A 26981-nucleotide genomic window follows, 5' to 3' on the forward strand; every position below is an offset into this window, starting at 1 on the left:
CCGCGATCGGTGGGAGCGGACCGCCATCCCATCAATGGGCGCAGTTGGAGACGCGATACCGCGGGAGAGCTCGGTCGGGCGGAGCGATTGATGGCGTGGCGGTGCGAGGCGCCCACCCCACGCCCGCTCAGGTGCGCGGTGGGGTTTTACGAGGTGGCAATCGGGTGGCAATGGGGGGTGTGGGTGGGGGCGGGAGAGTGAGGGGTATGGAGCAGCTTCGGGCGAGGGTTAGCGCTGGTACTGCGTGTGAAGTGTGTGGGCGGATGCCGCATCCGGCTCGGGTGCGGTTGACGGTGGCTAAGTTGGCGGCGATCTTTCCGGTGGAGTTCGGGCTGCATGCGGTCGTCGGGGCGGTTCATCCGCCGTATCTCGTGGCGGTGAGTTTGCTGGCGATCAGCACGACCGCGCTGGCTATCTGGGTGATCGAACCCTCGACGATGCGGCTGTTGCGGACCTGGTTGCACGCGCCGGGGCATCGGCTTCGGCGGCGTACGAAGGCGGGGTTGGAGCAGGCGGGGTCGCTGTGGCGGATCAGGGTTACGCTGGATGATCGGGCCGGGGCGCTGGAGCAGTTGACGTTCGGGCTGGCTGAGTTGGAGGCCAACATTCTGGGGCTGCATGTTCATCCGGTGCTGGACGGCGTACGGGATGAGCTGGTGGTTTCGACACCTGATGGGGTCGGGCCGGACGAGTTGGTGGAGATTCTGAAGGCGGCGGGTGGGCGGGAGGTGCATGTCTGGCCGACTACGACGCTCGCGTTGGTCGATGGGCAGACGACGGCGTTGAGTCTGTCGGCGCAGGTCGTCGCGGATCCGGCCGAGTTGCCGCACGCCGTCGCCGAGTTGCTTGGCGCTCAGCTGGTCACCGATCCCAAAGCATTTCAGGGCAGGTCGCTGCCGACCGACGGCACGATCCTCAAGATCCCGTCGCCCTGGAGCGGGCTCTACGTCTTCACTCGCCCAGGTGAACCCTTCACCCCAGCCGAGTCGGCAAGAGCGCACCGGCTCGCTGAGGTCGCCGAGACGGCTAGGACGCTCAGTCGCGGTTTGTGACCTCGAAAGCTACGACGGCCGCGGCGACGGCGACGTTCAGGGACTCGACCCCCGCGTGCAGCGGGATCTGCAGGTCCTCGTCGGTGGTGACCGTGATGCCGTTGGTTTCGCCGCCGAGGACGAAGACGGCCCGGTCGGCCAGTTCTGCCTTGAAGAGCGACTGCTTCGAGCGGGCCGAGAGGCCGTAGATGCGGTAGCCGGCTTCGGTGAGCAGGTTGACGGCGGCTTTCGCGGTCGCGACGTTGACGATGGGGGCCTGGAAGGCGATACCGGCGGACGCCTTGATGACCAGCGGGCCGACGTGCGGCGTACCGGCTCGAGGCAGGATCACGCCGTCGAAGCCGGCGCCGGTCGCGGTCCGGAGGATCATGCCGACGTTGCCGGGGTTGGTGACGCCGTCCAGCAGGAACACCTTCGTCGGCCGCTTGCCCCGAGTCCGCACGAAGTCGGCCAGTGGCGTCATCCGGGGCGCGTCGACATCCGCGACCACGCCCTGATCGTGCTTGCCGTTCCCGGCCAGCCACTTCACCCGAGACGCCGTCGCGCGCTCCACCGGCGTACCGGTTCGCGAAGCGGCGCGCAGGATCTCGTCCAGCGATCCGCCGCCGGCGTTGTCCGCGACCACCACCTTCGCCACCGACAACGCGGGATCGTTCAGCGCCTCGAGCACCGGCTTACGCCCGAAGATGGTGATCCACTTGTCCCGGGGAGAGAGCTTCTCCCGCGCCTCCTGATCCACCCCCGTACGGTACAGCCGGTCAGCGCGGCCGGTTGCCGGCGCCCGCCGGGATCCGCACCTCGACCAGAAATCCACCCGCCTCGGTGGCGCCGGCGCTGAACTCCGCACCGAGCAGTTCAGCCCGCTCCCGCAGCCCGGTCAGCCCGTGCCCACCCGACGGCAAGGCCGGATCCCGCTCGACCCGCCGGGCCGGGCCGTTGCGGACAGTGACAGCCAGATGGTCTTCACGCTGAGCCAGCACGACCTCGGTCCGTGCGGAGGCCGCGTACTTCCGTACGTTCGTGAGCGCCTCCTGGACAGTCCGATAGACCGCCCGCTGAGCCGCCGCGCTCCACAACTCCTCCTGTACGCCGGCAGCGATCGTCAACCCAGCGTCCAGCCCACTCCCGGCCAGCAACTCAGGCAGCGCCGACAACCCCTCCGCCGAACCGGCACCCGGCTCACGCAGTACGGCGAGAACCTCGCGCAACTCCCGCAACGTCGCCTTGCTCAACCCGCGAATCGTCTCCGCCTCGGCCTGTACTACGTCGTCGCCGCCGCGGGTGACCGCCAACGCGCCGGCCCGTACCGAGATCAGGCTGATCTTGTCGGCGACGACGTCGTGCATCTCGCGTGCGAGCAGTACTCGCTCCTCGGCCCGGACGGTCTGGGCGATCAGCATCGCCTCCCGCTCGCGGCTGCGGATCAACTCGGCGATCGCGGCCGCCTGCTCCCGACGAGCGCGGATGAGCAGCGCGATCACCGCCGGGAGCACCGCACAGAGCAGCATGACTATGGGTACGTTCGCCAGCAACTCTTGCTCATCGTCGCCAGCAGCCCGGAGGAGGTACCCGACCGGGATCACCAGCAGAACAAGCACCGGCAACGCCCGCTGCCAGCGCCGGGCCGACGGTTGTACCGCCACGGCGTAGACAGCAACAGCCAACGGCACCAGATCAAGAAACCCGACGAACCCACCCAACGCCACCACCAACACCACCACAGGCCACCGCCGCCGAAGCATCAACACCACCGCCGACACCACAACGACACCAAGATGCACCGACGACACCCGCCCAACCCCGGTCAACGCAAGCAACAACGCCCCCACAGTCGGTGCCCCCAGCAACAACCGATCCCACACCCCACCACCCTGCTCCGCACCCAACCCACCAACCCGCTCAACGCTCGACCCACCGCCCAGCTCGGCGCTCGACCGGCCAGCCGGCTCGGCGTTCGGCCCGGCGTTCGGGTCCGCGGGCGATCGGGGGTTGGTGGGGTCAGACATCGGTTAGGCCGGCGCGGTGGGCGAGGACGGCGGCTTGGACTCGGTTGGTGACGCCGAGTTTGGCGAGGATTGCGCTTACGTAGTCCTTGACGGTCGAGGCGCTGAGATACAAGCGTTCGCCGATCACCGCGTTGGACGATCCGTCCGCCAGCATCGCCAGGATCTCCCGCTCTCGCGGCGACAACCGCATGAGCCGCTGCAACGCCTCCGGATCGTCCGCCCCCTCCAGATACCCATCGATCACAGTCCGCGCCACCGCCGGCGACAACATCGGCCGCCCCGCCGCCAGCGCCCGGATCGCAGCAACCAACTCCCCCGGGTCGGTGTCCTTCAGCAGATACCCGTCGGCCCCGGCCCGCAGAGCCTCAGCAATCAGGTCATCAGCAGCAAAAGTCGTCAACATCGCCACCGCAGGCACAGCACGCCCGCCCGGCCCCCGGCCAGCAGCGGGTGGTGGGGTTGCGCGGAGCGCGCGGAGTACGGTGAGGCCGTCTACCTCGGGCATTTGGATGTCGAGGAGGACTACGTCGGCGTTTGCTTGGGGCAACAATCTGAGGGCGTCGGCGCCGGTGCAGGAGCAGACGACCTGGAGGTCTTCGGCCGCGTCGATCATCAGTTGCAGGCCGGATCTGAGCAGGCCTTCGTCGTCGACGATCGCGACCCGGATCTTCGCCATCTCGTAGCCCCCGCTCGATCACCTGGCGTGATCAGATCGTACTCCGCCGGTGACCCACCGTGGGGGACCGGTCGCTCGCCGGCGACTCGAGGGGGGTAGTCGGTCGCCGGCGAGCTGCCGCCCTGGTTCTGAACTTCTCGGCCTGTCGCCACGGTGCCGCGCCGGAAGAGGACGCGCTCCGGGGTGAGGAGACAGGTGGATGTCGAGAAGTTCCCCCGTATCGGTGAACCAGGTCCCCAGTCCGCCCTGACTGGTTCTGGCCACCATTCCAGCGGCCGGCGCCCCTGCCGCCCAGACGCCGACCGGCCCCCATCACCCCGCCGATCAGCGGGGTCAGCCGGTACTTCGCGCGGGTAGTCGGCCGCGAGCCGCTCCAGGACCGTTGGGTCGACGACCGCGTTCCCGACCGGGGGCGGCAGCACCGCCGTGAGGAGCACTGGATGTCCAGCAGATACGCAGTACCCGGGCAGCGCGCCCGAGACCGACACCAACCGTCGACCAGCGAGCCGCTCCTGTTCTGGTTCGACCTGGAGCGACAGCTGAGCTTCGGCTGGTCCGGCCGGTACACGAACCCGATCTCCGTACTCGCACACGCGGACCTCAAGCAAGACCACCTCACCGCGCCTCCCGGCCTGGTGGACGTCAGTGTCGTCGAGGCGCTCGGCCGCTTCGAACGGACTTGCCGGACCTGGCAGAAGCGGGGTTGAGGAGATGCGAAGGATCTTCGTGGGGCTTGCCCTGGTACCGCTGGCGGTGCTCGGACTGGCCAAGGCGGCCGATGCGGCCGAGCCTGAATGGCAGGCCGAACTCACCGTCGAGGTCTCGTCGACCCCGCTGATCCCCGGCGAGGAAGGGGCCTACACGGTTGCCGTCGGCAACACCGGTACCGCGCCGGCGCAGGCGGTCAAGCTCACCGACACCCTGCCGCCCGACCTGAGCCTGGTCGACGTGTCGACCACGAGCGGGTCCTGCGAGACGCGCGGCCCGGACGTCAGCTGCGACCTGCGAACCATTCCGCCGGGCACGACCGTGACGGTGAAGATTCACTTCAAGGTCGCTGACGACGCCTCCGGTACCAAGGTGAACACGGCAGAGGCATCCAGCCCTGAAGGCAGCGCGACCGACTCGGTCACCGACGTCGTCGCGGTCGGGCAAGGCGTGGATCTCCGGGTGACGATGGACGCCGGGCTGAAGCGGATGGTCCGCGGTGGGCAGGTGGACTTCCTCGCCACCGTTCACAACGAAGGGCCGGAGATCGCGCGGGACGTCGTACTGACTGATCGCCTGCCTGACGGCGTGACCGTGCTGAGCGCGAAGGTCCGCGGTGGGCAGACTTGTGACACCAGTGGGCAGCAGATCCGTTGTGCGCTAGGCGATCAGGGCGTGGGCAAGCAGCTCGTCGACCTGACCGTCAAGGTCGCCACCAGCTATCCGGACTCCGTACTGACGAACAAGGCCACCGCGACCTCGAGCTCGCGGGAGCTCAAGCCGGGCAACGAGACCGGCTCGGCCAACGTCGTCATCTTCGGGTCGGCCGATGTCTCGGTGAAGCTGAGCGCCCGGGGCGACAAGCACCTGGCCGGCGAACCGTTGATCTACGACCTCGACGTATCCAACGACGGGCCGTCGGACGCCGAGGACGTCACCACGATCAATCTCCCGTCCCCGGACGTGACGGTCACCGCCATCGACGCGCCCGACGGAACCCAGTGCTTCTGGAACTACGACCACGCGCTCGAATGCAAGTTCTTCACGATCCCCGCCGGCCAGACCGTCCGGGTAACCGTCCACACCCTCGTCCCCGACGACTACCTCGGCCCGCTCGCCAATGTCGTCGGCGTAGGCGCCGAGACCGAGGACCCGGTACTGACCAACAACACCTCCACCCTCCGGCTGGAGATCGCCCCCCAGCCCACCAAGCCCGACCCACCAACCCCAGTACCCCCGAAGCCAGTACCACCGAAGCCGGTACCTCCGAAGCCAGTGCCCCCGTTGCCGGTACCGCCGAAGCCGGTGCCCCCGCCGGTACCCCCGAAGCCAGCGCCCCCGTCGCCGGTCCCCCCGATCCCCGTACCACCCAAGCCGCTCCCGCCCAGGCCGGTTCCGCCAACTCCCACCCCGGCGACGGTGACCGTCACGCCACCGGCTCCGGCCACGTCCGGCAGGGTCGTGCCCGGCCCGGACGCCGCCACCCCGGCGGGCCAGCCGGTGCCGATCCGTCCGGTCGGGCAGGAGCGAGCCCAGACCGGTGGCCAAGTCGGGCAGGAGCTCGCTCAGACCGGCGGCCCGCTCAGCCCGTTCGTGGTCGCGCTGGCGGTCTCCCTCGCACTCGCCGGCGGAGTGCTTCTAGTTGTCAGCCGGCGTCGTGCGGCCGGTCGCCACGTAGGTAGGCCAGACCGGCAACGCTGACCACCAGGAACCACCCGCCCACGATCCACGTGAGCGCGGTCAGCCAGCCCGGGATGTCGTCGTCACCACCGGCGATGAAGCCCAGCAGCAGGATCGAGGTCAGTAGGCCGAGCGCGGGTCCGGCATCCCGCCGCGCTCGGCTGAACCCGTACGCCGCCAGGCTCAGCCCGGTCAGCACGACGCCGACCCCGATGTAGAAGATCGTCGCGTACCCGTTCGGATCGCAGACGCCGGCGCCGCAGTACGCCGCACCCGAACGGTCGGCGACGATCGGCATCAGCACGGAGAACAGCGCGACCCCCACCGAACTGATCCAGCTCAACCGCCAGACGAAGGTCCGCATCGCCGTCAGCCGAGGACCGGGCGCATGAAGCTGCGGTCGTACCGGATCACGCAGCCGGTCTCGTCGCGGAACTTGTCGGCCGCGATGAAGTCGGGATGGACGCCGAACAGCGTCCGGTACTGCTCGTAGTCGGCCAGACTCGGAAAGCTGAACAGCGCCAGCGCCTTGTCACTCGCCCCCTCCGACGGCAGGAAGTACCCGTGATGCGTGCCGCCGTGCTCGTTCACCAGCGCGATCCATCGCCGGCCGAACTCCTCGAACGCCTCGAGCTTGGCCGGGTCGACGACATACTCCACGACACAGGTGATCATGGTGAGAAGCCTGCCACGGGTGGGGTCAGGCGTGTTTTGGCGCGCGCCAGATCAGCGTGTTGCGCAGGTCGGTGGCCGGGCGCTCGACGCTGTTGTTGTGCTTCGGCCGGTCGGACCGGCCCCAGGCGTCGTCACCAAGCCACGGCGGTACGCCGAACGGCAGGTCGCGCGCCGGGATGCTCGCGTAGTCGGACTCCAGGAACTTCGGCCCGTAGTTCGGTACGCCGGGATCGCCGTCCGGGTCAGGCGTGACGATCCCGCGCAGCTCGGTCACCGCCGCCCGCCAGCTGTCCAGCAGCACCTTCGGGCTCCGGCTGGACGGATGCGGCACCTCGAAGACCGGTACGTCGGGCTTGTTCTCCCACAGCCGCACCGCCGTCCTCCCCTGTACTCCGAAGGCCACGATCGCCTCGAGCTTCGGCCCGGTGATCAGCTCGAGCAACTTGTTGCGCCACTGCAGCTGGTCGGGCTCGGACAGCAACGGGATCGCGTCCTGCGCGTGCGACGGCAGCAGCGCGAACGCATAGGCGTTGACGAGCGTGTAGCTCGACGTCAACCCGACCTTGCCGAGGAAGCCCTGGACCCGCTGCCCCGCGTCGCCGACCAGCGTCCGGCCCGCGATCCGCTCGGTCGGCCCGGGATCGGACGCCACGCAGAGCAGCCGCCCGGTCCGATTCAGCCGGCCGCGATAGAAGATCGGCCCCCAGTCGTACCAGAAGAACCGCCGGTACTCCGCGTAGCTCGGTAACTGCGCGAAATGCCGGGCCACCGCCATCGGCGGACCACCATCGAATTCGACCATCATCGCCACCCCCATGGACGCCCAATAGCCTACGCTCCTGAATAGCACCTGAAAGGGTGATGACCGGGGGAGGTCGAGCAAATGTTCGTTCTGACGGGCAAGGTCGCGACAATGCGGCCGGATGGTGCAGTGTTCAACCGGGGCGCGGTCTACGTCGGCGACGACGGGCTGATTGCCGCGGTGACGCCGGGTGATGCGATTCCGGCGGGGTTCGAGAATGCGCCGCGGATTACCTCGGGCGGGGTGATCTATCCCGGTTTGATCGATCTCCACAATCACTTGATGTACAACAGCCTGCCGCTGTGGACCGAGCCGAAGCGCAAAGTCCCGTGGACCTCGCACAACCAGTGGGGCGGCGCGCCGTCGTACAGCGGGACCATCAGCCAACCGGCGCGACTGCTCGGGGCGGCGGCTGGTCGCGCACTTCTCCGGTACGCCGAAACGCGGGCGATCGTCGGTGGTACGACCTCGATCCAGGGCAACCCGCGTGGCGCTGTGCCGCCGGACAACGACCTGATCCGCAACATCGACTCCGAGAAGCTCGGGACGCACGAAGACTTCATCCGGGTCAGCACACTCGTTGCCGACAGCCCCGAAGCGCTCGAATCGTACGTGGCGGCGGTCAAGCTCGGACGTGGTTTCATCGCGCACACCGCCGAGGGGACAGATCCCAAGCTGCGCAAGGAGTTCCAGCTGCTCGACCAGGTCGGCGTGGTCAAACCGCAGCTCGTCGCGATCCACGGCGCCGCTCTGACGGCCGATGATCTCGCCCAACTGCATGCCGGGGACTCAAGCCTCGTCTGGTCGCCGTTCTCCAACTATTGGCTGTATGGCGCGACCGCCGACGTCAAGACGGCCAAGGCGAAGGGCGTTCGCCTCTGTCTGGGCTCGGACTGGGGCCCGTCCGGCACCCGCAACATCCTCTGGGAACTCAAAGTCGCCGACCTCTGGAACAAGGCGCAGCCCACTCCCGTCTTCACCGACGAAGAACTCGTCCGCCTCGCAACCTCCAACCCCGGCGAGGCCCTCTCCGGCATCTGGCCCCACCCTCTGGGCCGCCTGGAGAAAGGCGCCCTGGCCGACCTGATCGTCACCACCCCGGGCACCGACGTCTACCGCAACCTCATCAACGCCACCGAAGCCAACCTCCGCCTCGTAGTAGTCGGCGGCCGCCCCCGCTACGGCGTACGCCCCCTGATGTCCGCCCTGGCCCCCACCGCAACCCCCATCACCGTCGGCCGCCTGGCCCGCTCCATCGACTACGGCGACCCCACCACCACCTGGAAGTCAGTACTCGCCGCCCTGGACAAAGTCCGCAAAAACCCGACCATCGCAGCCCAACGAGCAGCCGACGCCTTCCACGCCCTAGCCACCGCCGGCATCTTCACCACAGGCGCAACCGGCGAGTACCACCCAGGCGCCGGTCTGGGGCTGGGCGCCGCAGGGGCCGTCGCCGCAGGTGGTGTGGACGCGTTTGGTGTGGACGCCTTCGGAGGCGCCGCTGGGGGTGCGTTTGTGTTGTTGCCTGATATGCCGGCGCCGGAGGTTGATGTGGCGGATCGGATGCGGCGTGGGCCTGCGGCTGAGGCGCCGCAGGCGGTTGTCGTCCCGGCACCTGAGCCGTTGACCACTGGAGCGAGTTGGTTCGAAGCCGTCGATGCCAATCCGTTCCACGGAGGCCTGCTGTCCGGCCTCCGTGACTACGCCTGACACCGGACCTCAACGAGCGGGCTTGCTCGCCTTCCCGTCCAGCCACAAGGTGTTCGACTCATCCCGGTGCACCCCGGTCGTCCCGACATGCTTGTCGCCGATCGTCGCGCCGTTCTTGATCACGTACACCAGCGCCATCGCATGCCCCCGCCCCAACCCGTAGTCCTCCTTCAACCAGTCACACACCGCCCCAGCCTTGGTCGACGGCCCCTCGAACCCCCGCCCCCGCGCCAACTCCACCAACTCCCGAGGCGTCAGCCCCGTCTTCTCCTCGATCTTGTCCAAGTACGCCTGAAACGACATCCCACTCACCTCTCACCAGGGCAACCCCACCGGCCGCCACACCCCAGCGTCGAAAACCCCACCCCCAAATCGACACCCCTCACAAAAAACTTCCCAACCCCGTTCAACCCAGGTGACCGACCCCGTACTCCGCCTGCTCACCCAACGAGCCGCCACCTCGATCGTCATCGGCTCCTCCCGCGACGACCACTCACTGGCCAGAGCCGAAGAACTCGCCAAGGCCTGGGAGTCCGCAGGCGGCGAAGTACTGGACATAGTCGACTGGCCCGAGCAAGCAGCCTCCTGGCTCCGCCAAGCCCGCCGCTTCGCCGCAGGCGCACCCGACGCCTGGGTCGTCATCGCCTCACCAACAGGCTGGCACCACCTGACCCGCCGGCTAGCTCAAACCAGCTGGGATCCCGGGAGAACCATCCTCGTAGACCCTCTCCAGCCGGATCAGCTGGCTGGCGTAGTCGCCGGTGAGGTTCAGTAGGAGCCCGTACGACATCAGGGCCGCACCCGACAGCTCCACCCCGTTGTCCACCCGGTACACAGCGTCAGCCTGCAGCCCGCGCAAAGACAACGGCCGCGGGAGGCTGTCGAATTGCTGGGCCTCTTGGTAGGCCAGTACGACGGCCTCACCCCGATCCGCCGCAACGTACTGAACCGCAGACAACGCCCGCCCCGGCACCCCCAGCCGGTATTGCGTGCCGTGCTGCACCAGCGGTCGGATCACCTTGTACTGCGCAACAAGCTCCCGCGCCAAAGCCAACTCGTCATCGCTCCAAGCAGCCAAATCACCGCCGATACCGAGCACCCCGGCCATCGCCACATGGAACCGGTACTCCAGCGGCACCCCGACCCGCTTGTTGATGAACGACGGCTGATCCGTCACCCAGCAAGCCATCGTCCGCGCCGGATACACCTGACTGAACCCGTGCTGAATCGACCGCCGATCCAAGGCATCCGTGTTGTCCGACACCCAGAACTGATCCGACCGCGCCATCATCCCGAGGTCGACCCGCCCACCCCCACCCGAACAAGCCTCGAACGAAACCCCCGGATGCTTCTCCCGCAACACATCGAGAATCGAATACACAGCAGTCACGTGATCGAACCAAACCCTGCCCACCGACTCAGGCGACGACGGCCACCCAGCATCAGCGAATGGCCGATTCATATCCCACTTCACGAACTGCAGATCATGCGCCGACAGCAACGAGTCCAGCTCCTGCAGCACCCACTGCGCAACCTCCGGCCGAGCCAGGTTCAGCACCAGTTGATTCCGCATCAACGCCGGCGCCCGCCCCTCGAACCCATACACCCACTCCGGATGCGCCCGATAAAGATCCGAGTCGGGATTCACCATCTCCGGCTCCACCCACAACCCGAACCCCATCCCCAGCTCATGCACCTCAGCGATCAACGGCTCCAACCCGCGAGGAAACCGCTCCCGCGAAACCCACCAATCCCCAAGCCCAGCCGCATCCGAAGACCGTCCCCCGAACCACCCGTCATCCAGCACGAACAACTCGCACCCCAACGAAGCCGCCTGCCGAGCCAACCGAAGCTGCCCAGCCTCCTCGACAGCGAACCCCGTCGCCTCCCAAGAGTTGAACAACACCGGCCGATCCTCGGCAGACCGCGGCAACACCTGCCCCAACGCGTACGCATGCCACATCCGGCTGACCCCGCCAAAGCCGGACGCACTGAACAACCCCGAACTCACCGGAGTCTCCAGTACCTCCCCCGCCGCCAACCGCCGCGGCCCGAACCCCTCATGCCCCCACCCGAACAACACCTGCGCCGGCTCGTCCAACTCCCGCTGCGCCAGCAACCGCCACGACCCGCTCCAATGCAAGGCAGCGCTGTAAACCCCACCAAAGTCTTCAGTCGCAGACCCGTCATCGACAGCGAACCAAGGATTCGCATGATGCGAGGTTGTGCCCCGCCCGCTCTCCAACACGAACCGCCCATCGGCCAACTCGACCCGCCGTAGCAAGGTCTCCGCTGCCCACCGCCCGGTCAGATGCGAGAGACGATGCCGCTCCCATTCCGGCATCACCCAAGCCGCCGAGTCGAACCGATGGACCTCCACGACCCCAGGCCCGTTACGCAACGAGGCCCACCGATCGATCACGTCCGTGTCCTCGTACACCCGGTAGTGCAAGCTGACGCTCACCTCATACCGCCGTACGTCGAACAACAACTCCACATGGTGCTCGTCATGCACCACGTGCCCGGCCAACCTCCATTCCGTACTCCGAACAGCCCCCGCAAACTCCAACGACAAAGCAGCCCGCCCGAACTGCAGCCGTCCCTCCAGCGGGTACTCCTCATGCCCATTGGCCGCCGACCGAAAGCTCGGCCACTCACTCGCCAACCGCTCGGCCATCCCCGCCGCCAGCACCCCGACATCGGCCGATGCGATCCGCGGACCCCAATAGCAATGCAACGGGATGTCGTCGGCCCCGCAGTACGCCGCGTACGTAGTAGCGGGTGTCTGCAGCACCAACACCCCATCCAAAAAGCTGACGCTCACTTGACCGCCCCCGCCGTGAGCCCGGCGACGAACTGCTTCTGCAGCGCCACGAAGAACAGCAACACCGGCAACGAGGCCAGGAACGAGAACGCGTAGAGCGTGCCGAAGTTCGTCGAGTACTCCCCGACCGACCGGTAGACGCCGACTGTCACGGTGGTACCTGCTTCCGGGCCGAGGATGATCAATGGACTGAGGAAGTCGTTCCAGACCCAGACGCCGAGGAAGATCAGCACGCTCGCCGCGGCCGGCCGCAACGTCGGAAAGACGACCTGCCAGAACAGCCGGAACCGGCTCGCCCCGTCGATGCTGGCCGCCTCTTCCATCTCCACCGGCACGGTCCGGATGAAGCCGGCGAAGACGAAGACACCGAACGGCAGGTAGTACCCGACGTTGCTGCAAACCACGCCCGCGACGGAGTTCATCAATCCGAAAGCACCGAGTACCTGCGTGATCGGCTGCAGGATGACGGCCGGCGGAATCATCAACCCGGACAGCAACATCAGCATCGCGGGCTTCGTCCAGCGCGCTTTCGAGCGCACCAGATAGTGCGCGAGCATCGCCGACAGCAGCGTCAACAACACCACCGAGAACACCGTGATCTGGATGCTGTTGAGCAACGCCGACCAGTACAGACCGTCCTCGCGCCCGAGTACCGCCCGCAAGTTCGCACCGGTCAGAGGGCCCAGCGGCGACGACTGGATCTCGCCGGCGGGCTTGAGCATTCCGGTGACGAGCCGGTAGACCGGGAAGAAGAACACCGCCGCCAGGACGATCGCGCCAACCGGCCGCAGCACCTCGAAGCGACCCCTCACAACTGAACCTCGCGACGTTGGAGCAGCCGCAGGACGACGCCACTCAGCAGCACGATGATCGCCAGCATCACCGTCGCCTCGGCCGCGGCGAACCCGATCCGGTCGCCGCGCACGCCCTTCTCGATCACGTCGAAGGCGATCGACGCGGTGGTGTTGCGACCCGGGCCGCCGTTCGTCAGTACCAGGATGTGCTCGTAGACCTTGAAGCCGCTGATCAGCAGCATCACCGTGTTGATCGTCACCGCCGGTGCGATCATCGGCCACGTCACCGACCGGAACCGCCGCCACCAGCCGGCCCCGTCGACGGTCGCCGCTTCGTACAACTCTTTCGGTACTGCGTTCAGCCCGGCGAGGTAGACCACGACGCAGAACCCGAGCAGCTGCCAGCACAGGATCCCGCTGATCGAGAACAACGCCATCCCCGGATCCGCCAGCCACGGGCGGAGCAGGTTCTGCCACATGACACTGACCACGATGCCGCTGAGGATGACCGGGGTGAAGAAGACCGAGCGCAGCACCCGGTAGAGCAGCGTATCCCGGTTGAGCAGCAGCGCGAGCGCGAGGCCGAGCACGTTCGGCACGATCACGACGATCGCGGTGACGACGAAGGTGTTCTTCAGCACCAGCCAGAACTGGTCGTCCTGGGCCAGCCGGTGGAACTGGTCGAAGCCGACGAAGTGAGTCGCCGGCGCGAACCGGTTCCGGTCGGTGAAGCCGAGTACGACGGTCCAGCCGATCGGTACCAGCACCAGGGCGGCGTACAGGAACAGCCCGGGCAGGGCGAAGCCGGAGAACTCGCGAGCACGCCGCAACATGTTCGACCCTTCTACCTGAGCGCGGCGTATTCCTTGTCGAGCTTGCCGATCACCGTGTGCGCGTCGGACTTGCCGGTCAGCAGCTCGACGGCAAGTTGCTGGACGGGCACGGTCAGATCGGCCGGCAGCCCGTTGTCGCCCTGCTCGATCGAGAGTGCCGGGGTGACCGTCTTGTCCTTGACCGCCTGGTTGTAGATCGCCAACGTCTGCTGGAACAGCGGCCCCATGTCGGCCGGCGGCTGGTACCCGGCGACCGTGTTGAAGGTGCCGTCGGCCTTGCTGAAGGCGTCCGACGTCTCCTTGTCCCTGGTCCACTCGAGCGCGAACTTCTTCGCCAGCTCGACGTTCTCCGCTTTCGCGCTAACGCTCAACCCGCCGCCGGTCAGCGTCGGTACCACCGCCTTGCCGTCGTCGGACGGCCAGGCGAACACCCCGACGGCGAACTTCGGCTTGTCGTTGTCGGCCGAGGTCGCGAACCACGACCCCATCGGGTACATCGCCGCCGACCCGGCCCGGAACGCCTTCTCGTGATCGGCGTACGACCGGCTGGTGCCCTTCGGATCCAGGTAGCCGAGCTTGGCCAGCTGCGCGACCTTGTCGGTCGCCTTCACGAACAGCGGATCGTCGAACGTCTTCGACCCGTCGGTGATCTCCTTCGAGAAGCCCGGATCACTCAGGTACACGTCGGTACCGACCGTGCCGACCCAGCTGTACATGCTGGCGAAGGTGTCCTGCCCGCCACCGCCGACCGCGATCGGCGTGATGCCGGCCGCCTTCAGCTTGGCGCAGGCGGTGAGGAGTTCGGTCCACGTCTTCGGCGGTGCGGTGATGCCGGCCTTCGCGAAGTCGGCCTTGTTGTAATAGAGCAGCGACTGCGGCTGCGCGTTAGTCGGCAACTGGTAGACCTTGCCCTTGATCGCCCCCGACTCGGGGCTGGCGAAGTCCTTCAGCTCGTCCTTGCTGAAGTCCGCGAGCTGTCCACCCTCGGCGAAGCCCTGCGGGTTCACCGCCAGCATGATGTCTGGCAACTGGCCCGAGCTGGCGAGCTGTTTGGCGTACGTCGTGCGGTCGATGTTCGGCGTGACGAGCTTCTTGATCTTGACGCCCGGAACCTTCTGCGAGACCCGGGCGATCGCCGAGTCCCACAGCGCGGCCGGCAGGTTCGGCGTCTCGAAGGTGAGCATGGTCAGCTCGACGTCACCGCCCGCCGCGCTGTCCTTTGCCTTGCCGCCACTCGTACAACCGGCGAGCGCTACTGTCAGAAGGGTCGCTACGGCGACCACCTTGTTCCACCGTGCTGCCATGAGCGGACCTCCAGGCCAGCGGATACAATAAGCAAGTCAATTAGCAATATCGACGCGGCGAGCATAAGGACGAGATCTCGGATGAGTCAAGACACCAAGGCGGGCGGACGGCTGGGCGACTCGTCGTTGCTGCGCAGACTCAATCTCTCCGCGGCCCTGAGCGCCTTCGTGAACGCACCGAGCCTGACTCTGCGCGAGCTCCGCGTGGTCGTCGGCGTCTCCCGCCCGACGGCCGAGGATCTGCTCGCCGAGCTGCTCACCGAAGGCCGCGTCGAGGAGACGGCACCACCTCGTACGGCGACCGGCCGCAGCGCCGGTCGACCGGCCCGGCACTTCAGGTTCCGGGCGGAGTCCGGCTATGTCAGCGGCATCGACATCGGAGCTCACAAGGCGATGGCCGTCGTCACCGATCTGCGCGGCAACACCCTCGCCAGCCGGCGAGTCGAGCTGGACCCCGACCTGCCCGCGACCGAGCGACTGCAGGCGGCGATCGACACCACCAAAGCCTGCTGGGCCGACGCCGAGTTGGAGCCGACCGCGATCACCGGCATCGCCTGCGGGATCACCGGAACGCTAAGGGCCGCCGAGGGCGTCTCCGACGTACGGGTCGGGCCGGTCGGATCGGGGCTGGCGCCGTACTCACTGCCGGGATTCACCGAGGTCGATGTCGCGAAGGCCTTGTCCGACGGGCTTGGCAAGCCGGTCGCGGTGGCCAATGACGTGAAGCTCGCCGCGCTGGCCGAGCATTGGAAGGGCGCGGCGCAGGAGCATCGAGACATCGTCTACATGTTCGCCGGACATCGCGCGGGCGCCGGCGTACTGATCGATGGGCAGGTCCATCAGGGCCGGCATGGCGCCGCCGGTGAAATAGGAGCTCTCCCGATGCTCGGCTGGGAGGCGGCCGTCGATCGGCTGCACGCCCGCGGAGCCGCGCTCGCCGCCGAGGCCGGCGCCCCCGCCGGCCGTGAGGGCGAGTTCGTGATCGCCTCAGCCGCCTTGCAGGACCCCGAGAGTCTGGGCGTACTGATCGAGTTCGCCGAGGTACTGGCGCGCGGCGCAGCAGTCCTGGCGTTGGCCGTCGATCCCGAGGTCGTCGTCCTGGGCGGCGGTATGTCCCGCGGCGGCGCGATCATCGCCGAACCGTTCCGGCGCGAACTCGCCAAGCTGACCCTCGTCCCACTCGAGGTGGTCACCTCGACGATGGGCGCCGACTCGGTCGCCCTCGGCGCGGCCCGGCTGGCCCTCGACTCGGTCTTCGCCGAGCTGCTCGCCGTCCCCGGCAGTTAATACGCATCCTTTTTGTCATTATCATCCTTGCGGTGACCCCGGAAACCCTTGTGTCAGGCTTGGTCCTGCGAGTCACCGACGGAAGGACATCAGGATGACGAACGACGCCGGGATCCGGCCCGAGGTCGCGCCTTCGGGGCCGGGCTGTGTCGAGTGCACCGACGGCGGCGGCTGGTGGTTCCACCTGCGCCGCTGCGCCGAGTGCGGGCACATCGGCTGCTGCGACAGCTCGCCCGAACAGCACGCCAGCGCGCATGCCGCCGAGACGGGCCACCCGATCATCCAGTCGTACGAGCCGGGCGAGGACTGGTTCTGGGACTACACCACCGAGCAGATCGTCGAGGGCCCCGACCTCGCGCCCCCGGTCAACCACCCGGTCGACCAGCCGGCCCCCGGCCCGCAGGGCGCAGTACCGGCCGACTGGGTGCAGCACATCCACCAGTAGGGAATGTTCACCCCCTGATCCCTGTTGCGGACAGCATGAAGGTTCGAAGGTCTCTACGTTCGCTCAAGTCAAAGCCGGGCGCCCAGGTGGTCAAGCGCGGCAAGAGGGTCTACGTCCTCAACCGCAAGAGTCCGCACCTCAAAGCCCGCCAAGGCTGATCCACTGTTTGATCCCCGGCAACTGCCGGGGATCAATGGTGTGACCGCCCTCGAATCCCCGTACCTCGACGTCAGCCGCTCTCCGCCGGAGATTGCCGGCGAGCGTCTGGGTCTGGCCGGCCGTCGCCATCGGGTCGTGGTTGCCATTGACGATCAGTACGCGCTTGCCCTTCAAGCTCTCATCCTCAGGACCGGCGTCCGCGAACGGGACCATCGCGCCCAGGAGGATCGCGCCGGCCAGGGAATCCGGGTGCCGAAGGAGCAGGGCGGAGGCCATGTTGGCGCCGTTGGAGAAGCCGACGGCCAGCCAGGAGCCCGCCGGTACGCCGTACTCCTTCTCGGACTCCGTCAGAAACTCAGCCAGCTCATCCGCCCGCGCCCGCAGGTCGTCCTCGTCGAAGACACCTTCCTCGAAGCGCCGGAAGAACCGCGCCATCCCGTCCTCCAGCACGGTCCCGCGCGGCGACAGCACCGGCGACGACGGCGACAGCTGAGCCCGCAGCGGCAGCAGTTGCTCCTCGTTGCCCCCGGTCGAATGCAGGAGCAGCAACGGCGGCGTACCGGTCCCCGGCAGCCAGACGTGCGGCCGGTCACTCATCGATCGGGGCAACCGGAAGCCGGAGCGCCGGCAGCGAGTTCTGGATCTGCTCGCGATTCGGCTCGAGCCACGGCGGCAGCTTGAGGTGCTGTCCGAGTTCGAGCAGCGGCTCGTCCACGGTGAACCCCGGCTGATCGGTGGCGATCTCCAGCAGAACCCCACCAGGCTCGCGGAAGTAGATCGACGTGAAGTACTGCCGATCGAGGATCTCCGTCACGTGGATCCCGGCCTCCAGCAACTGCAGCCGCCACTGCGCCTGCGTCTCCTGATCCGGCGCCCGGAACGCGATGTGATGCACAGTCCCGGCCGCCTGGAACCCGCGAGACTTCTTGCTGGGCAGGACATCCACGGCAGTCCCCTGCTGCCCGCCACCCATCACCAGCCGCGTGCGATCCGACGTGTTGTGCCCGTACTCCATTCCGAGCATCCCGGCCAGCATCTGCTCGGTCGGCTCCAACTCGGCCTCGGTCATCGTCACCGAGTACAACCCCCGAACAGCACTGTCCGCCGGTACTGAGGCAGCCCCGTCCCACCCCGACCGCGCGTCCCCGTCGGACGCGACCAGCTCGATCACCAATCCGTCGGGATCGCGGAACCGGAGTACCTCCTCGTCGGACCGGGCGACCGGATCGTCCGAGTCCACGCCGAGATCCTTGAGCCGCTTCTGCCACCAGCCGAGCGCCTCCGGCGGAATGCTGAACGCCGTCGCCGTCGTCATCCCGGTGCCCTGCTGACCGGATTCGGCGCCGGGCCAGGCGAAGAACGTCAGCAGCGTCGAGGGGTTGCCGGACTCGTCGCCGTAGTACAGGTGGTAGCGGTCGGGGGCGTCGAAGTTGACGGTCTGCTTCACCAGGCGCAGCCCGAGGACCGTCGTGTAGAAGTCGACGTTGCGTTGCGGATCCTCCGCGATGGCGGTGACGTGGTGCAGACCGTGCGGCGCGAGTGCGGTGGACATCAGCTGGTTTCTCTCTTCCGGGATAGCTTGAACATATGCCTGACTATCCCGCGTCGATCGCTCGGACGGACCACCTCGAGCCGGTACCCCGGCGAATCCGGGCAATGCTCGGCTCCCAGGTCGTGCTGGACACCACTCGGGCCGTTTACCTGTGGGAATGGCCCAACTACCCGCAGTACTACATCCCCCTCGCCGACGTCGCTCCCGGCGTCCTCGTCGACGAGGACCACCCACAGAAACTGAAGCGCGGTACTGCGAGACGCCACGCCCTCCAAGTCGGCGACACCCACCGCCCGGCCGCCGCACGTGTCTACGGCGACGACGCGATCCCCGGGCTGTCCGGCATGGTCCGCTTCGAGTGGGCGTCCCTGGACGCGTGGTTCGAGGAGGACGAGCAAGTCTTCGTCCACCCCCGCAACCCGTACACCCGGGTCGACTCCCTGCGCTCGACCCGCCACGTACAGGTCTCCCTGGACGGCCTGGTGCTAGCCGACTCCTCGTCGACCGTGATGGTCTTCGAGACCGGCCTCCCGACCCGGTACTACTTCAACCGCACCGAGGTCGACTTCACCCACCTGGAATGGTCCGACACCGAAACCGCCTGCCCCTACAAGGGCAGAACCACCGGCTACTGGTCCGTCCGCTCCGGCGACACCCTCCACCCGGACCTCGCCTGGACCTACGACTTCCCCACCCTCGCCCTACAACCCATCGCCGGCCTGATCGCCTTCTACAACGAAAAACTAGACATCGCCATCGACGGTGTAACCCTCGACCGCGTCGTCACCCACTTCTCCTAGTTGACCGCGGCGAAGAAGTCCGCGGCGGGGATGGTGAAGTTGAGGAGGGCTCCTTCGCGGTGGGTGGTGGCGGTGGGCCAGCGGCGGCGGACCATGCGCAGGACTCGGTCGTTCATGGCGCTGACCATGACGACGAACTGAGCCGCGCCTGAGGCGAGGGCGTCGTGTGCGGCCGCGGTCAGCATCCGTACGCCGAGGCCGCGGCGTTGCTCCGGCTCCGCGACGATCAAGGCCAGCTCGACCGTCGGGACGGTGGCGCCGTCGACCCAGGCCCACATCGCGTGGCCGACCACCTCGCAGTCGCGCTCGGCGACGAAGGCGGCGCCGTTCGGGCAGACCAGTTGCTGCACCAGCGCCGGTCGCGGCGGCTTGCCGATCGCCGTCTGGAATCGCATGTACAGGCTGAAATCGGGCATGCCACCGAGCATTCCCGACAGCGACTCCACGTCGGCGTCGCCCGCTCGCCGGAGTACGAGCTGATCCGCCTCGACCACCTGAGTCTGATTCACGGATTCAGCTTCCATCGGGTTGGCTGAGTCTGTCAAGTAGACGTAGCCTGGTTTCATGAGCACCCAGGCGGCGGTACCGGAGGCCATGCACTGGTCGACCGAGAACTGCACGATCTCCCGGACGATGGAGATCCTCGGCGAGAAGTGGACGTTCCACGTTCTGCGGGAGGTTTTCGTCGGGGTCCGCCGGTTCGAGGACATCCGGGCCCGGGCCAACATCCCCCGCCAGGTCCTCACCGACCGGCTGACCGCCCTGATCGACCGCGGCCTGCTCCGCCGCGAGGCGTACCGGATCCCCGGCCAGCGCGAACGCTACGAATACCGTCTCACCCAGGCGGGCCTCGACCTCTACCCGGTGATGGTCGCCCTGGTCCAGTGGGGCGACCAGTACCTGCCCCTGGACAGCGGCCCACCCCTACTCCCCGAGCACCGCGGCTGCGGCGGGCGAGTAGAAGTCACCCTCCACTGCGATGCCGGCCACACCCCCACGCCCCGGGAGGTCGCCTTCCGCCCCGGCCCCGGCGCGACCCCACGCGAGGTCAGCTGACGGGAACGCGCGCCAGCTCAGCCGTCGAGTCGCGGACGATCAGCCGGGTGGCCAGCTCCACGTGATGGGAGTCGACCTTCTCACCGGCCGCCAACTGCAGCGCAGTGCGAAGCGCGACCGCACCCATCTCGCGCAGTGGTTGCCGGATCGTCGTCAACTGCGGCGAAGCGAGCCGCGCCACCTGGGTGTCGTCAAACCCGATCACACTGAGGTCCTCAGGCACCCGGAGCCCACGAGCCCGAGCCGCCTCCATCACCCCCAGCGCAGTCTCGTCACTCCCCGCGAAGATCGCCGTCGGCGGCTCCGGCAGATCGAGCAGATCAGCCCCACCCGCCAGCCCGTCCTCGTACAGGAACTCGCGAAGCCACACATACTCCTTCGGCACCGAGACCCCAGCCGCCTCCATCGCACCCCGGAAGCCGTTCAACCGCGCCTGGTTGCACCCCGAACTAGGCGGCCCACCCAGATAAGCGATCCGCCGGTGCCCGAGTGACAGCAGATGCTGCGTCGCCTCCATCCCACCCGCGAAGTTCGTCGAACCAACGCTGGTCACATCAGGCTGCGCGATGCTGATCGGATCGACCACCACCAGCGGCAACCGAGCCCGCGACAACGCCGCCAGATCCGCGTCGGTCAGCTCGCACGTGATGCCGATCGCCGCCCGCCGTCCCGTCGCGGTCAGCTCCCGGATCCAGGTAGCCGCCCGGCCGGTACTACGGGTTGCGTGCGGATGCGACCCCAGGACGACATCCACATCAGCCGCCTGACCGGCCTCGACAACCCCCTGGATCACCTCGACCGAGTAGCTGTTGAGGAATCCCTGGTAAAAGAGCTCGACCGTGATCCGTTCGACCTGCTCCGGCCGGCGCCCGATGTACTCGTGCTCGCGGAGCAGCTCCTGCACCCGGGCACGCGTCGACTCGGACACATCACTGCGCCCGTTGAGCACCTTGGAGACCGTCGCGACCGAGACTCCGGCCGTGGCGGCGACAGTGGCCAGCGTGACCCGACCGTTCAAGCGCTCCTCCTCACGACAACGGGGGTGACCATCGTACGATCGTGCCCCACCACGCGGGTCGCACCAACGACCCGCACGACGGCACGGCACGGCAGATCGGCCGACGAAGTCCCCACCAGTACTTCGAGTTCGCCCACCTCGACGATGCGGCGCAGATCAGCCCCACTGTAAGCCGTCCGGTCCGCGTGCACCTCGAACGCCACCTCGGCCACCTCGCCCGGATCCAGCGACACCCGAGCGAATCCGGTCAGCAGTTTCAACGGCCGGGCCACCTGCGCCACCACGTCATGCAGATACAGCTGCACCACCTCGTCGCCACGGAGCGAGCCCGTGTTGCGCACCCTCACCGTCGCCACGAACGAGCCATCGGTCGCGATCTCCTCAGCGCTGAGCTCCAACCCGGAGACCTCGAAGGTCGTGTACGACGAGCCGTACCCGAACGGGTACAGCGGCACAGCCTCCAGCCCACTGATGCCCGCGCTCTCCACACTCCCGAGCGCCGGCTGCAAGTACGTCCCCGGCTGCCCGCCCACGTTCCGCGGAATCTGCACCGGCAACTTCCCGCCAGGCACGACCCGCCCACTCAACACACCAGCGATCGCGGCCCCACCCTCTTGCCCAGGAAGGAATGCCTGCACCAACCCAGCCGCCCGCCCGGCGATCTCACCCAGCGCGTACGGCCGCCCAGACACGACGACCACGACTACCGGCGTACCGGTCTCGAGCAAGGCATCGACCAGCTCAGCCTGTACTCCGGGCAGCCGCAGATCCTCCGCATCGCATCCCTCACCAGAGGATCCCTGACCGAAGAGCCCGGACAGATCCCCCACACACGCGATCACCACATCCGCCGCGCGCGCAGCCTCGACCGCCGCGGCGAACCCCGACCGATCGTCCCCGAGCACGGCGCTCCCCTGCTCGTAGACGCACCCCACGAACTCATTGCTCAAGGCATCGAACAGCGTCGGCACCGAGATCCCCATCCCGCGCTCCGGATACCGCGGCAACACGTGATTGGGAAAGGCATAACACCCCATGAACGTCTTCGGGTCACCCGCACACGGCCCGACCACCGCAACTCGCCGCGTAGCAAGGCGATCCAACGGCAGCGCAGTACCGGCGTCGAGCAAAACCACCGACCGCTCGGCGATCTCCAACGCCAGCGCGCGATTCTCAGCAGAGTCGAAATCGCACTGCCCAACCGATCCCTCAGGCGTCCACGACGGATCGAGCAACCCCAACTGCACCTTCTGCAGCAGGACTCTGCGAGCAGCGCGATCGATCAGGTCCTCGGACAGCTCACCCGATTCGACCCGCTCGATCAGCCCCGCGCCGAACCCGATCGTATCCGGCAACTCGACATCGGTGCCCGCGGCAAGCGCCAGCGCCCCGGCGTCTTCAGCCGTCGCCGCCACCCAATGCATGCGGGCCAGGAACGGCACCGCCCAGTAGTCCGAGACCACGGTTCCCGCGAAACCCCACTCGTCGCGCAACACCTGGGTGAACAGCCACGAGTCCGCTCCAGCGGGAAGGCCGTCGAGGTCGGCGTACGAGGTCATCACCGACCCCGCGTCCCCGATCGCCATTTCGAAGGTCGGCAAGATGACGTCCAGCAACTCCCGCCGCCCGATCGACACCGGTCCGTGGTTGCGCCCGGCCCGCGAGGCGGAGTACCCGGCGAAGTGTTTCAGTGTCGCGATCACCCCGGAACTCTGCAGCCCGCGCACATACGCCGACCCCAACATCCCTACCAGATAAGGGTCTTCGCCGAGGGTCTCCTCAACCCGCCCCCAGCGATAGTCGCGCACGACATCGAGCACTGGCGACAACCCCTGATGAACACCGGCCGCGGCCAGGTCCCGCCCGATCGCCGCCGCCATCCGCTCCACCAGCGCGGGATCGAACGTCGCACCCCAAGCCAGCGCCGTCGGATAAACCGTCGCCCCGTACGTCGTGAATCCGGTCAGACACTCCTCATGCACCAACGCCGGTACGCCGAGCCGCGACCGGTCGAGCACCACCCGATGCTGGCGCAGCAACTCCGCCTTGCCCTCGTACACCGAAAGCGGCACGCTGCCCCAGACCCTCGTGAGGTGCCCGAGCCCGTGCCTGCTCGCCTCCGCCAGCGGGACGGATCCGCCCGCGGTGAAGACGTCCTGCATCGGCGCGACGTTGAGCTGCTCGCCGGCCGGCTTCTCGGTCCCGGCGACGTCACTGCCAGCCATGTCGTTGCCGACCCAGCGACTGCCGAGCTGGCCGACCTTCTCCGCCAGCGTCATCGCCTGCAGCAACAATTCGGCCCGCTTCTCGGCCGGAAGACTGAGATCGCGCCACTCTCGGTTTTCGAAATGTTTCGACGACACCGGCTCGTTCATAACGCTTAATCTCACCCACAAATGCAGCGTATTCAAGGTCTTGACAGCAATACTCCCGAAATCTACGTTACGAAACATGACGACTTCTCGGCGCAACTTCCTTCGCCTGACCGCCGGCAGCGCCGCGATAGCGGCGGGGCTCTCGGCGTGCGGCACCTCCGGCCCCAAGAGCTCAGGCAGCTCCTCCGCAGCGGGCTCGACCGGTTCCGGTGCGACGTACTGGTTCCTCACCGGTCAGCCTCAGCAGGCGATCCGCGAAGCGCAGGTCAAGCGGTTCAACGACGCGAACCCGGACACCAAGATCAAGACCACCGAGTTCCAGAACGACGCGTTCAAGCAGAAGATCAAGACCGCGATCGGGGCCGGCCAGGGTCCGACGCTGATCTGGGGCTGGGGCGGTGGCGGCCTGAAGGCGTACGTCGAGGCCGGCCAGGTCGAGGACCTGACCGATTGGCTCAGCAAGGACCAGGCCGCCCTGAAGGACTCGATCTTCCCGTCCGCCTTCACGGCGGCGACCGTCAACGGCAAGATCTATGCGGTGCCGGGCGAGACCGTGACGCCGATCGTGCTGTTCTACGACAAGCGCGCGTTCGAGCGGATCGGCGCCGAGCCGCCGAAGTCGTGGCAGGACATCATGTCGCTGGTGCCCAAGTTCAACGACAAGGGCATCGCGCCGTTCTCGCTCGGCGGGCAGTCGCGCTGGACCAACATGATGTGGCTGGAGTTCCTGTTCGACCGGATCGGCGGCGCCGAGGTCTTCCAGAACATCTTCGACGGCAAGAAGGACGGCTGGTCCGACCCGTCCGCGCTGAAGGCGCTCGAGGAGATGCAGAACCTGATCAAGGCGAACGGTTTCATCAAGGGCTTCTCCTCGATCACCGCCGACTCCAACGCCGACCAGGCCCTGCTCTACACCGGCAAGGCCGCGATGATGCTGCACGGCGCCTGGACCTACGGCGGAATGAAGAGCGCGGGCAAGGACTTCGTCACCGGCGGCCACCTCGGCTTCATGAACTTCCCGCCGTACGAGGGCGGCAAGGGCGACCCGAGCGACACCGTCGGCAACCCGGGTCAGTACATGTCGATCTCCTCCAAGGCGAGCCAGGCCGACAAGGACATCGCGAAGAAGTTCATCGCCAACAACACGCTCGACGACGCGACGGTGGATGCGTGGGTGAAGTCCGGCAGCATCCCGGTCGTGAAGAGCGCCAAGGACAAGCTCTCGTCGATCACCGACAAGAACGACGCCGAGTGGCTGAACTTCGTCTACGACACCGCGGCGAACGCGAAGAACTTCGCCCAGTCCTGGGACCAGGCGCTCAGCCCGGCCGCGGCCGAGACGCTGCTCGACAACATCGCCAAACTCTTCCAGCTGTCGATCTCACCGCAGCAGTTCGCGGACAGCATGAACGGGGTGATCGGCAAGTGACGGCGGCCGCTCCGACCGTCGCCAAGGTCGCCGGGCGGACGACCTCGCAAGCCGGCCGGAGCGGATCGGTCGCGTGGATGGCCCTCCCCGCCCTCGCGATCTTCACGGTGTTCGGAGTCGTCCCACTGGTCGGGGTGCTGCTGCTCAGCTTCGCCCAGTGGGACGGCCTCGGCGCCATCCATACCGCCGGAATCTCCAACTGGCGTTCGGTTCTGAGCGATCCGGCGCTGCCGCATTCGTTGTTCGTGACGTTCGAGATCATGATCTTGTCCTGGGCCGTGCAGACGCCGATGAGCCTGCTGCTCGGCGTCTTCCTGGCCGGCCGCCAGCGCTACCGCGCACTGCTCGCGGTCCTGTACTTCGTCCCGCTGCTGCTCAGCTCGGCCGCGATCGCGATCACCTACAAGGCGCTGCTCGACCCGAACTTCGGCCTCGGTGCCGGCCTCCACCTCGACTTCCTCGCCCAGGACTGGCTCGGCAAGAGCAACCTCGCGATCGGCGTCGTGATCTTCGTCGTGTCCTGGCAGTTCATCCCGTTCCACTCGCTGATCTATCAAGGCGGCGTCCGGCAGATCCCGACCACCATGTACGAGGCGGCCTCGATCGACGGCGCCGGCCGGGTCCGGCAGTTCTTCTCCATCACGCTGCCCCAGCTCAAGTACACGATCATCACGTCGTCGACGCTGATGGTGGTCGGCTCGCTGACCTTCTTCGACCTGATCTTCGTACTCACCGCGGGCGGCCCAGGGGATGCCACCCGGGTGCTCGCACTGGACATGTACAAGCGCGGCTTCCAGGCCAACCTGATGGGCCCGGCCAGCGTGATCGCGGTGCTGCTCGTCCTGATCGGCCTCGCTCTCGCCCTGCTGCTGCGCAGACTCGGCGGCAGCACGACGGCCAGCCAGCAGGAAGGTGCGTGAGATGCGGTTGATCCGACGGAACTGGCTCGGCGGCACGGCCGGCTGGCTGTGGCTCGTGATCGTGCTGATCCCGCTGTACTGGATCGTCGTCACCAGCTTCAAGGACCAGGCCGGCTTCTTCACCCAGAACCCGTTCGCGCTGCCGACCGATCCGACCACCGAGAACTACAAACTGGTGATCGAGTCCGACTTCCCGCGGTACTTCCTGAACAGCGTGATCGTCACGGCCGGCACCATCCTGCCCGCGGTCGCGATCGCCTTCATGGCGGCGTACGCGATCGTCCGGGGAGCCGGCAGCCGCTTCCTGGCCGGCGTCAACGGGCTGTTCCTGATGGGCCTGGCGATCCCGTTGCAGGCGACGATCATCCCGGTCTACCTGCTGATCATCAAGATGCACCTGTACGACAGCCTGCTGGCGATCATCCTGCCGTCGATCGCGTTCTCGATCCCGCTGTCCGTCCTGGTGCTGACGAACTTCATCCGCGACGTGCCCAAGGAGCTCTTCGAGTCGATGCGCGTCGACGGCGCCACCGAGTGGGGCATGCTGCGCACCCTCGCCCTGCCGCTGACCAGGCCTGCGCTCGTGACGGTCAGCATCTACAACGGCCTCGGCGTCTGGAACGGCTTCCTGCTCCCGCTGATCCTCACCCAGAGCCCGGAGAAGCGGACACTGCCCCTCGCCCTGTGGACCTTCCAGGGCCAGTACTCCGTGAACGTCCCGGCGGTCCTCGCCTCGGTCGTCCTGACCACACTGCCCATCGTCATCCTGTACGCCCTCGGCCGCCGCCAGCTCCTCAGCGGCCTCACCGCCGGGTTCAGCCGCTGAGCTGAAACCCGGTCCCGCGCCGCCGTATACCCCAGCAAGGGGGCACGGCG

The 26981-nt window shown here is 67.4% G+C and carries 29 protein-coding genes; 13 read left to right on the forward strand and 16 right to left on the reverse strand.

The genetic code is table 11. From position 1 onward, the window contains the following. Positions 1–293 precede the first annotated feature (293 nt). A complete protein-coding gene (locus AB0M15_RS18550; protein ID WP_363819870.1) occupies positions 294–1052 on the forward strand; it encodes an ACT domain-containing protein in 759 nt (252 codons plus the stop codon). Here the strand turns inward: AB0M15_RS18550 and AB0M15_RS18555 are convergent. The 3 genes from AB0M15_RS18555 to AB0M15_RS18565 are packed head-to-tail and all read right to left on the reverse strand — an operon-like array spanning position 1036 to position 3734. Then, positions 1036–1791, reverse strand: a complete 756-nt coding sequence (locus AB0M15_RS18555) for an RNA methyltransferase (protein WP_363819872.1) — start codon at positions 1789–1791, stop codon at positions 1036–1038. The genes AB0M15_RS18550 and AB0M15_RS18555 overlap by 17 nt on opposite strands. 19 nt (positions 1792–1810) lie before the next feature. Then, on the reverse strand, positions 1811–3058 hold the full coding sequence (locus tag AB0M15_RS18560; protein WP_363819874.1) for a histidine kinase: 1248 nt from the start codon (positions 3056–3058) through the stop codon (positions 1811–1813). Next, a complete protein-coding gene (locus tag AB0M15_RS18565; protein WP_363819877.1) occupies positions 3051–3734 on the reverse strand; it encodes a response regulator transcription factor in 684 nt (227 codons plus the stop codon). The genes AB0M15_RS18560 and AB0M15_RS18565 overlap by 8 nt, the downstream gene beginning before the upstream one ends. Positions 3735–4174: 440 nt before the next feature. On the opposite strand from AB0M15_RS18565, the gene AB0M15_RS18570 reads away from it, so the two are divergent. Further along, complete coding sequence (locus AB0M15_RS18570; protein WP_363819879.1) at positions 4175–4441, forward strand: hypothetical protein; 267 nt, start codon at positions 4175–4177, stop codon at positions 4439–4441. Between the two features lie 4 nt (positions 4442–4445). Then, complete coding sequence (locus AB0M15_RS18575; protein WP_363819881.1) at positions 4446–6143, forward strand: DUF11 domain-containing protein; 1698 nt, start codon at positions 4446–4448, stop codon at positions 6141–6143. On the opposite strand, the gene AB0M15_RS18580 is transcribed toward AB0M15_RS18575, so the two are convergent. The 3 genes from AB0M15_RS18580 to AB0M15_RS18590 are packed head-to-tail and all read right to left on the reverse strand — an operon-like array spanning position 6088 to position 7599. After that, a complete protein-coding gene (locus AB0M15_RS18580) occupies positions 6088–6486 on the reverse strand; it encodes a hypothetical protein (RefSeq protein WP_363819884.1) in 399 nt (132 codons plus the stop codon). The two genes, AB0M15_RS18575 and AB0M15_RS18580, sit on opposite strands and share 56 nt — an antisense overlap. Positions 6487–6491: 5 nt before the next feature. Continuing rightward, the gene (locus AB0M15_RS18585) at positions 6492–6797 is read right to left on the reverse strand and encodes an NIPSNAP family protein (protein WP_363819886.1); all 306 of its coding nucleotides are present in this window, start codon (positions 6795–6797) and stop codon (positions 6492–6494) included. A gap of 25 nt (positions 6798–6822) precedes the next feature. Then, positions 6823–7599 (reverse strand): hypothetical protein, encoded by a 777-nt coding sequence (locus tag AB0M15_RS18590; protein ID WP_363819889.1) that lies wholly within the window; start codon positions 7597–7599, stop codon positions 6823–6825. Positions 7600–7680: 81 nt separating this feature from the next. Here AB0M15_RS18590 and AB0M15_RS18595 point away from each other — a divergent pair, with 81 nt between their 5' ends. Beyond that, positions 7681–9309, forward strand: coding sequence for an amidohydrolase family protein (locus AB0M15_RS18595; protein ID WP_363819891.1), 1629 nt, complete (start codon positions 7681–7683; stop codon positions 9307–9309). A 9-nt stretch (positions 9310–9318) separates the two neighbouring features. On the opposite strand, the gene AB0M15_RS18600 is transcribed toward AB0M15_RS18595, so the two are convergent. Further along, positions 9319–9612, reverse strand: a complete 294-nt coding sequence (locus AB0M15_RS18600; RefSeq protein WP_363819894.1) for a DUF4287 domain-containing protein — start codon at positions 9610–9612, stop codon at positions 9319–9321. A gap of 112 nt (positions 9613–9724) precedes the next feature. On the opposite strand from AB0M15_RS18600, the gene AB0M15_RS18605 reads away from it, so the two are divergent. Further along, positions 9725–10084: a hypothetical protein gene (locus tag AB0M15_RS18605; protein WP_363819896.1), complete on the forward strand. Its 360-nt coding sequence runs from the start codon at positions 9725–9727 to the stop codon at positions 10082–10084. Here the strand turns inward: AB0M15_RS18605 and AB0M15_RS18610 are convergent. From AB0M15_RS18610 to AB0M15_RS18625, 4 genes are read right to left on the reverse strand one after another with little or no spacing between them, the layout of a single operon-like run. Beyond that, positions 9989–12133 (reverse strand): alpha-galactosidase, encoded by a 2145-nt coding sequence (locus tag AB0M15_RS18610; RefSeq protein WP_363819899.1) that lies wholly within the window; start codon positions 12131–12133, stop codon positions 9989–9991. The genes AB0M15_RS18605 and AB0M15_RS18610 overlap by 96 nt on opposite strands. After that, positions 12130–12945: a carbohydrate ABC transporter permease gene (locus tag AB0M15_RS18615; protein WP_363819901.1), complete on the reverse strand. Its 816-nt coding sequence runs from the start codon at positions 12943–12945 to the stop codon at positions 12130–12132. Before AB0M15_RS18615 ends, AB0M15_RS18610 begins: the two co-directional genes overlap by 4 nt. Further along, a complete protein-coding gene (locus tag AB0M15_RS18620; RefSeq protein ID WP_363819903.1) occupies positions 12942–13760 on the reverse strand; it encodes a sugar ABC transporter permease in 819 nt (272 codons plus the stop codon). Before AB0M15_RS18620 ends, AB0M15_RS18615 begins: the two co-directional genes overlap by 4 nt. A gap of 11 nt (positions 13761–13771) precedes the next feature. Continuing rightward, positions 13772–15064, reverse strand: coding sequence for an extracellular solute-binding protein (locus AB0M15_RS18625; protein ID WP_363819906.1), 1293 nt, complete (start codon positions 15062–15064; stop codon positions 13772–13774). A gap of 81 nt (positions 15065–15145) precedes the next feature. On the opposite strand from AB0M15_RS18625, the gene AB0M15_RS18630 reads away from it, so the two are divergent. From AB0M15_RS18630 to AB0M15_RS18640, 3 genes are all read left to right on the forward strand, one after another. Further along, a complete protein-coding gene (locus tag AB0M15_RS18630; protein WP_363819909.1) occupies positions 15146–16351 on the forward strand; it encodes an ROK family protein in 1206 nt (401 codons plus the stop codon). A 94-nt stretch (positions 16352–16445) separates the two neighbouring features. Beyond that, positions 16446–16796: a UBP-type zinc finger domain-containing protein gene (locus AB0M15_RS18635; RefSeq protein ID WP_363819912.1), complete on the forward strand. Its 351-nt coding sequence runs from the start codon at positions 16446–16448 to the stop codon at positions 16794–16796. Between the two features lie 35 nt (positions 16797–16831). After that, the gene (locus AB0M15_RS18640) at positions 16832–16954 is read left to right on the forward strand and encodes a ribosomal protein bL36 (RefSeq protein ID WP_363819915.1); all 123 of its coding nucleotides are present in this window, start codon (positions 16832–16834) and stop codon (positions 16952–16954) included. Here the strand turns inward: AB0M15_RS18640 and AB0M15_RS18645 are convergent. Next, entirely contained in the window at positions 16935–17552 is a 618-nt protein-coding gene (locus tag AB0M15_RS18645) for an alpha/beta hydrolase (RefSeq protein WP_363819917.1), read from the reverse strand. The genes AB0M15_RS18640 and AB0M15_RS18645 overlap by 20 nt on opposite strands. After that, on the reverse strand, positions 17545–18507 hold the full coding sequence (locus AB0M15_RS18650; RefSeq protein WP_363819920.1) for a ring-cleaving dioxygenase: 963 nt from the start codon (positions 18505–18507) through the stop codon (positions 17545–17547). Before AB0M15_RS18650 ends, AB0M15_RS18645 begins: the two co-directional genes overlap by 8 nt. A 35-nt stretch (positions 18508–18542) precedes the next feature. Here AB0M15_RS18650 and AB0M15_RS18655 point away from each other — a divergent pair, with 35 nt between their 5' ends. Further along, complete coding sequence (locus AB0M15_RS18655) at positions 18543–19307, forward strand: DUF427 domain-containing protein (RefSeq protein ID WP_363819922.1); 765 nt, start codon at positions 18543–18545, stop codon at positions 19305–19307. Here the strand turns inward: AB0M15_RS18655 and AB0M15_RS18660 are convergent. Beyond that, a complete protein-coding gene (locus AB0M15_RS18660; RefSeq protein ID WP_363819925.1) occupies positions 19304–19816 on the reverse strand; it encodes a GNAT family N-acetyltransferase in 513 nt (170 codons plus the stop codon). The genes AB0M15_RS18655 and AB0M15_RS18660 overlap by 4 nt on opposite strands. A gap of 55 nt (positions 19817–19871) precedes the next feature. Here AB0M15_RS18660 and AB0M15_RS18665 point away from each other — a divergent pair, with 55 nt between their 5' ends. Then, on the forward strand, positions 19872–20363 hold the full coding sequence (locus AB0M15_RS18665; protein WP_363819928.1) for a helix-turn-helix domain-containing protein: 492 nt from the start codon (positions 19872–19874) through the stop codon (positions 20361–20363). Here AB0M15_RS18665 and AB0M15_RS18670 read toward each other — a convergent pair. Together AB0M15_RS18670 and AB0M15_RS18675 are read right to left on the reverse strand one after the other, a co-directional pair. Then, on the reverse strand, positions 20356–21381 hold the full coding sequence (locus AB0M15_RS18670; protein WP_363819931.1) for a LacI family DNA-binding transcriptional regulator: 1026 nt from the start codon (positions 21379–21381) through the stop codon (positions 20356–20358). The two genes, AB0M15_RS18665 and AB0M15_RS18670, sit on opposite strands and share 8 nt — an antisense overlap. Continuing rightward, positions 21378–23756: a glycoside hydrolase family 3 N-terminal domain-containing protein gene (locus tag AB0M15_RS18675; RefSeq protein ID WP_363819934.1), complete on the reverse strand. Its 2379-nt coding sequence runs from the start codon at positions 23754–23756 to the stop codon at positions 21378–21380. The genes AB0M15_RS18670 and AB0M15_RS18675 overlap by 4 nt, the downstream gene beginning before the upstream one ends. 76 nt (positions 23757–23832) lie before the next feature. Between AB0M15_RS18675 and AB0M15_RS18680 the strand changes: the two genes are divergently transcribed. The 3 genes from AB0M15_RS18680 to AB0M15_RS18690 are packed head-to-tail and all read left to right on the forward strand — an operon-like array spanning position 23833 to position 26931. Further along, positions 23833–25185 carry an extracellular solute-binding protein gene (locus AB0M15_RS18680; RefSeq protein WP_363819937.1) on the forward strand — a complete coding sequence of 451 codons (1353 nt, stop codon included), beginning with the start codon at positions 23833–23835 and terminating at the stop codon, positions 25183–25185. Beyond that, positions 25182–26105, forward strand: a complete 924-nt coding sequence (locus tag AB0M15_RS18685; protein ID WP_344847873.1) for a sugar ABC transporter permease — start codon at positions 25182–25184, stop codon at positions 26103–26105. Before AB0M15_RS18680 ends, AB0M15_RS18685 begins: the two co-directional genes overlap by 4 nt. A 1-nt stretch (position 26106) precedes the next feature. Beyond that, positions 26107–26931, forward strand: coding sequence for a carbohydrate ABC transporter permease (locus tag AB0M15_RS18690; protein ID WP_363819941.1), 825 nt, complete (start codon positions 26107–26109; stop codon positions 26929–26931). Positions 26932–26981: the final 50 nt, after the last annotated feature.

Origin of the sequence: Kribbella sp. NPDC051718 (assembly GCF_040681515.1) — a bacterium.
GTDB lineage: Bacteria > Actinomycetota > Actinomycetes > Propionibacteriales > Kribbellaceae > Kribbella.

Coding starts and splice junctions, on each gene's coding strand:
- AB0M15_RS18560 (WP_363819874.1), bottom strand. CDS start 3,058: ATGTCTGACCCCACCAACCCCCGATCGCCCGCGGACCCGAACGCCGGG.
- AB0M15_RS18565 (WP_363819877.1), bottom strand. CDS start 3,734: ATGGCGAAGATCCGGGTCGCGATCGTCGACGACGAAGGCCTGCTCAGA.
- AB0M15_RS18570 (WP_363819879.1), top strand. CDS start 4,175: ATGTCCAGCAGATACGCAGTACCCGGGCAGCGCGCCCGAGACCGACAC.
- AB0M15_RS18575 (WP_363819881.1), top strand. CDS start 4,446: ATGCGAAGGATCTTCGTGGGGCTTGCCCTGGTACCGCTGGCGGTGCTC.
- AB0M15_RS18580 (WP_363819884.1), bottom strand. CDS start 6,486: ATGCGGACCTTCGTCTGGCGGTTGAGCTGGATCAGTTCGGTGGGGGTC.
- AB0M15_RS18585 (WP_363819886.1), bottom strand. CDS start 6,797: ATGATCACCTGTGTCGTGGAGTATGTCGTCGACCCGGCCAAGCTCGAG.
- AB0M15_RS18590 (WP_363819889.1), bottom strand. CDS start 7,599: ATGGTCGAATTCGATGGTGGTCCGCCGATGGCGGTGGCCCGGCATTTC.
- AB0M15_RS18595 (WP_363819891.1), top strand. CDS start 7,681: ATGTTCGTTCTGACGGGCAAGGTCGCGACAATGCGGCCGGATGGTGCA.
- AB0M15_RS18600 (WP_363819894.1), bottom strand. CDS start 9,612: ATGTCGTTTCAGGCGTACTTGGACAAGATCGAGGAGAAGACGGGGCTG.
- AB0M15_RS18620 (WP_363819903.1), bottom strand. CDS start 13,760: ATGTTGCGGCGTGCTCGCGAGTTCTCCGGCTTCGCCCTGCCCGGGCTG.
- AB0M15_RS18625 (WP_363819906.1), bottom strand. CDS start 15,064: ATGGCAGCACGGTGGAACAAGGTGGTCGCCGTAGCGACCCTTCTGACA.
- AB0M15_RS18630 (WP_363819909.1), top strand. CDS start 15,146: ATGAGTCAAGACACCAAGGCGGGCGGACGGCTGGGCGACTCGTCGTTG.
- AB0M15_RS18635 (WP_363819912.1), top strand. CDS start 16,446: ATGACGAACGACGCCGGGATCCGGCCCGAGGTCGCGCCTTCGGGGCCG.
- AB0M15_RS18640 (WP_363819915.1), top strand. CDS start 16,832: ATGAAGGTTCGAAGGTCTCTACGTTCGCTCAAGTCAAAGCCGGGCGCC.
- AB0M15_RS18645 (WP_363819917.1), bottom strand. CDS start 17,552: ATGAGTGACCGGCCGCACGTCTGGCTGCCGGGGACCGGTACGCCGCCG.
- AB0M15_RS18650 (WP_363819920.1), bottom strand. CDS start 18,507: ATGTCCACCGCACTCGCGCCGCACGGTCTGCACCACGTCACCGCCATC.
- AB0M15_RS18655 (WP_363819922.1), top strand. CDS start 18,543: ATGCCTGACTATCCCGCGTCGATCGCTCGGACGGACCACCTCGAGCCG.
- AB0M15_RS18665 (WP_363819928.1), top strand. CDS start 19,872: ATGAGCACCCAGGCGGCGGTACCGGAGGCCATGCACTGGTCGACCGAG.
- AB0M15_RS18675 (WP_363819934.1), bottom strand. CDS start 23,756: ATGAACGAGCCGGTGTCGTCGAAACATTTCGAAAACCGAGAGTGGCGC.
- AB0M15_RS18680 (WP_363819937.1), top strand. CDS start 23,833: ATGACGACTTCTCGGCGCAACTTCCTTCGCCTGACCGCCGGCAGCGCC.
- AB0M15_RS18690 (WP_363819941.1), top strand. CDS start 26,107: ATGCGGTTGATCCGACGGAACTGGCTCGGCGGCACGGCCGGCTGGCTG.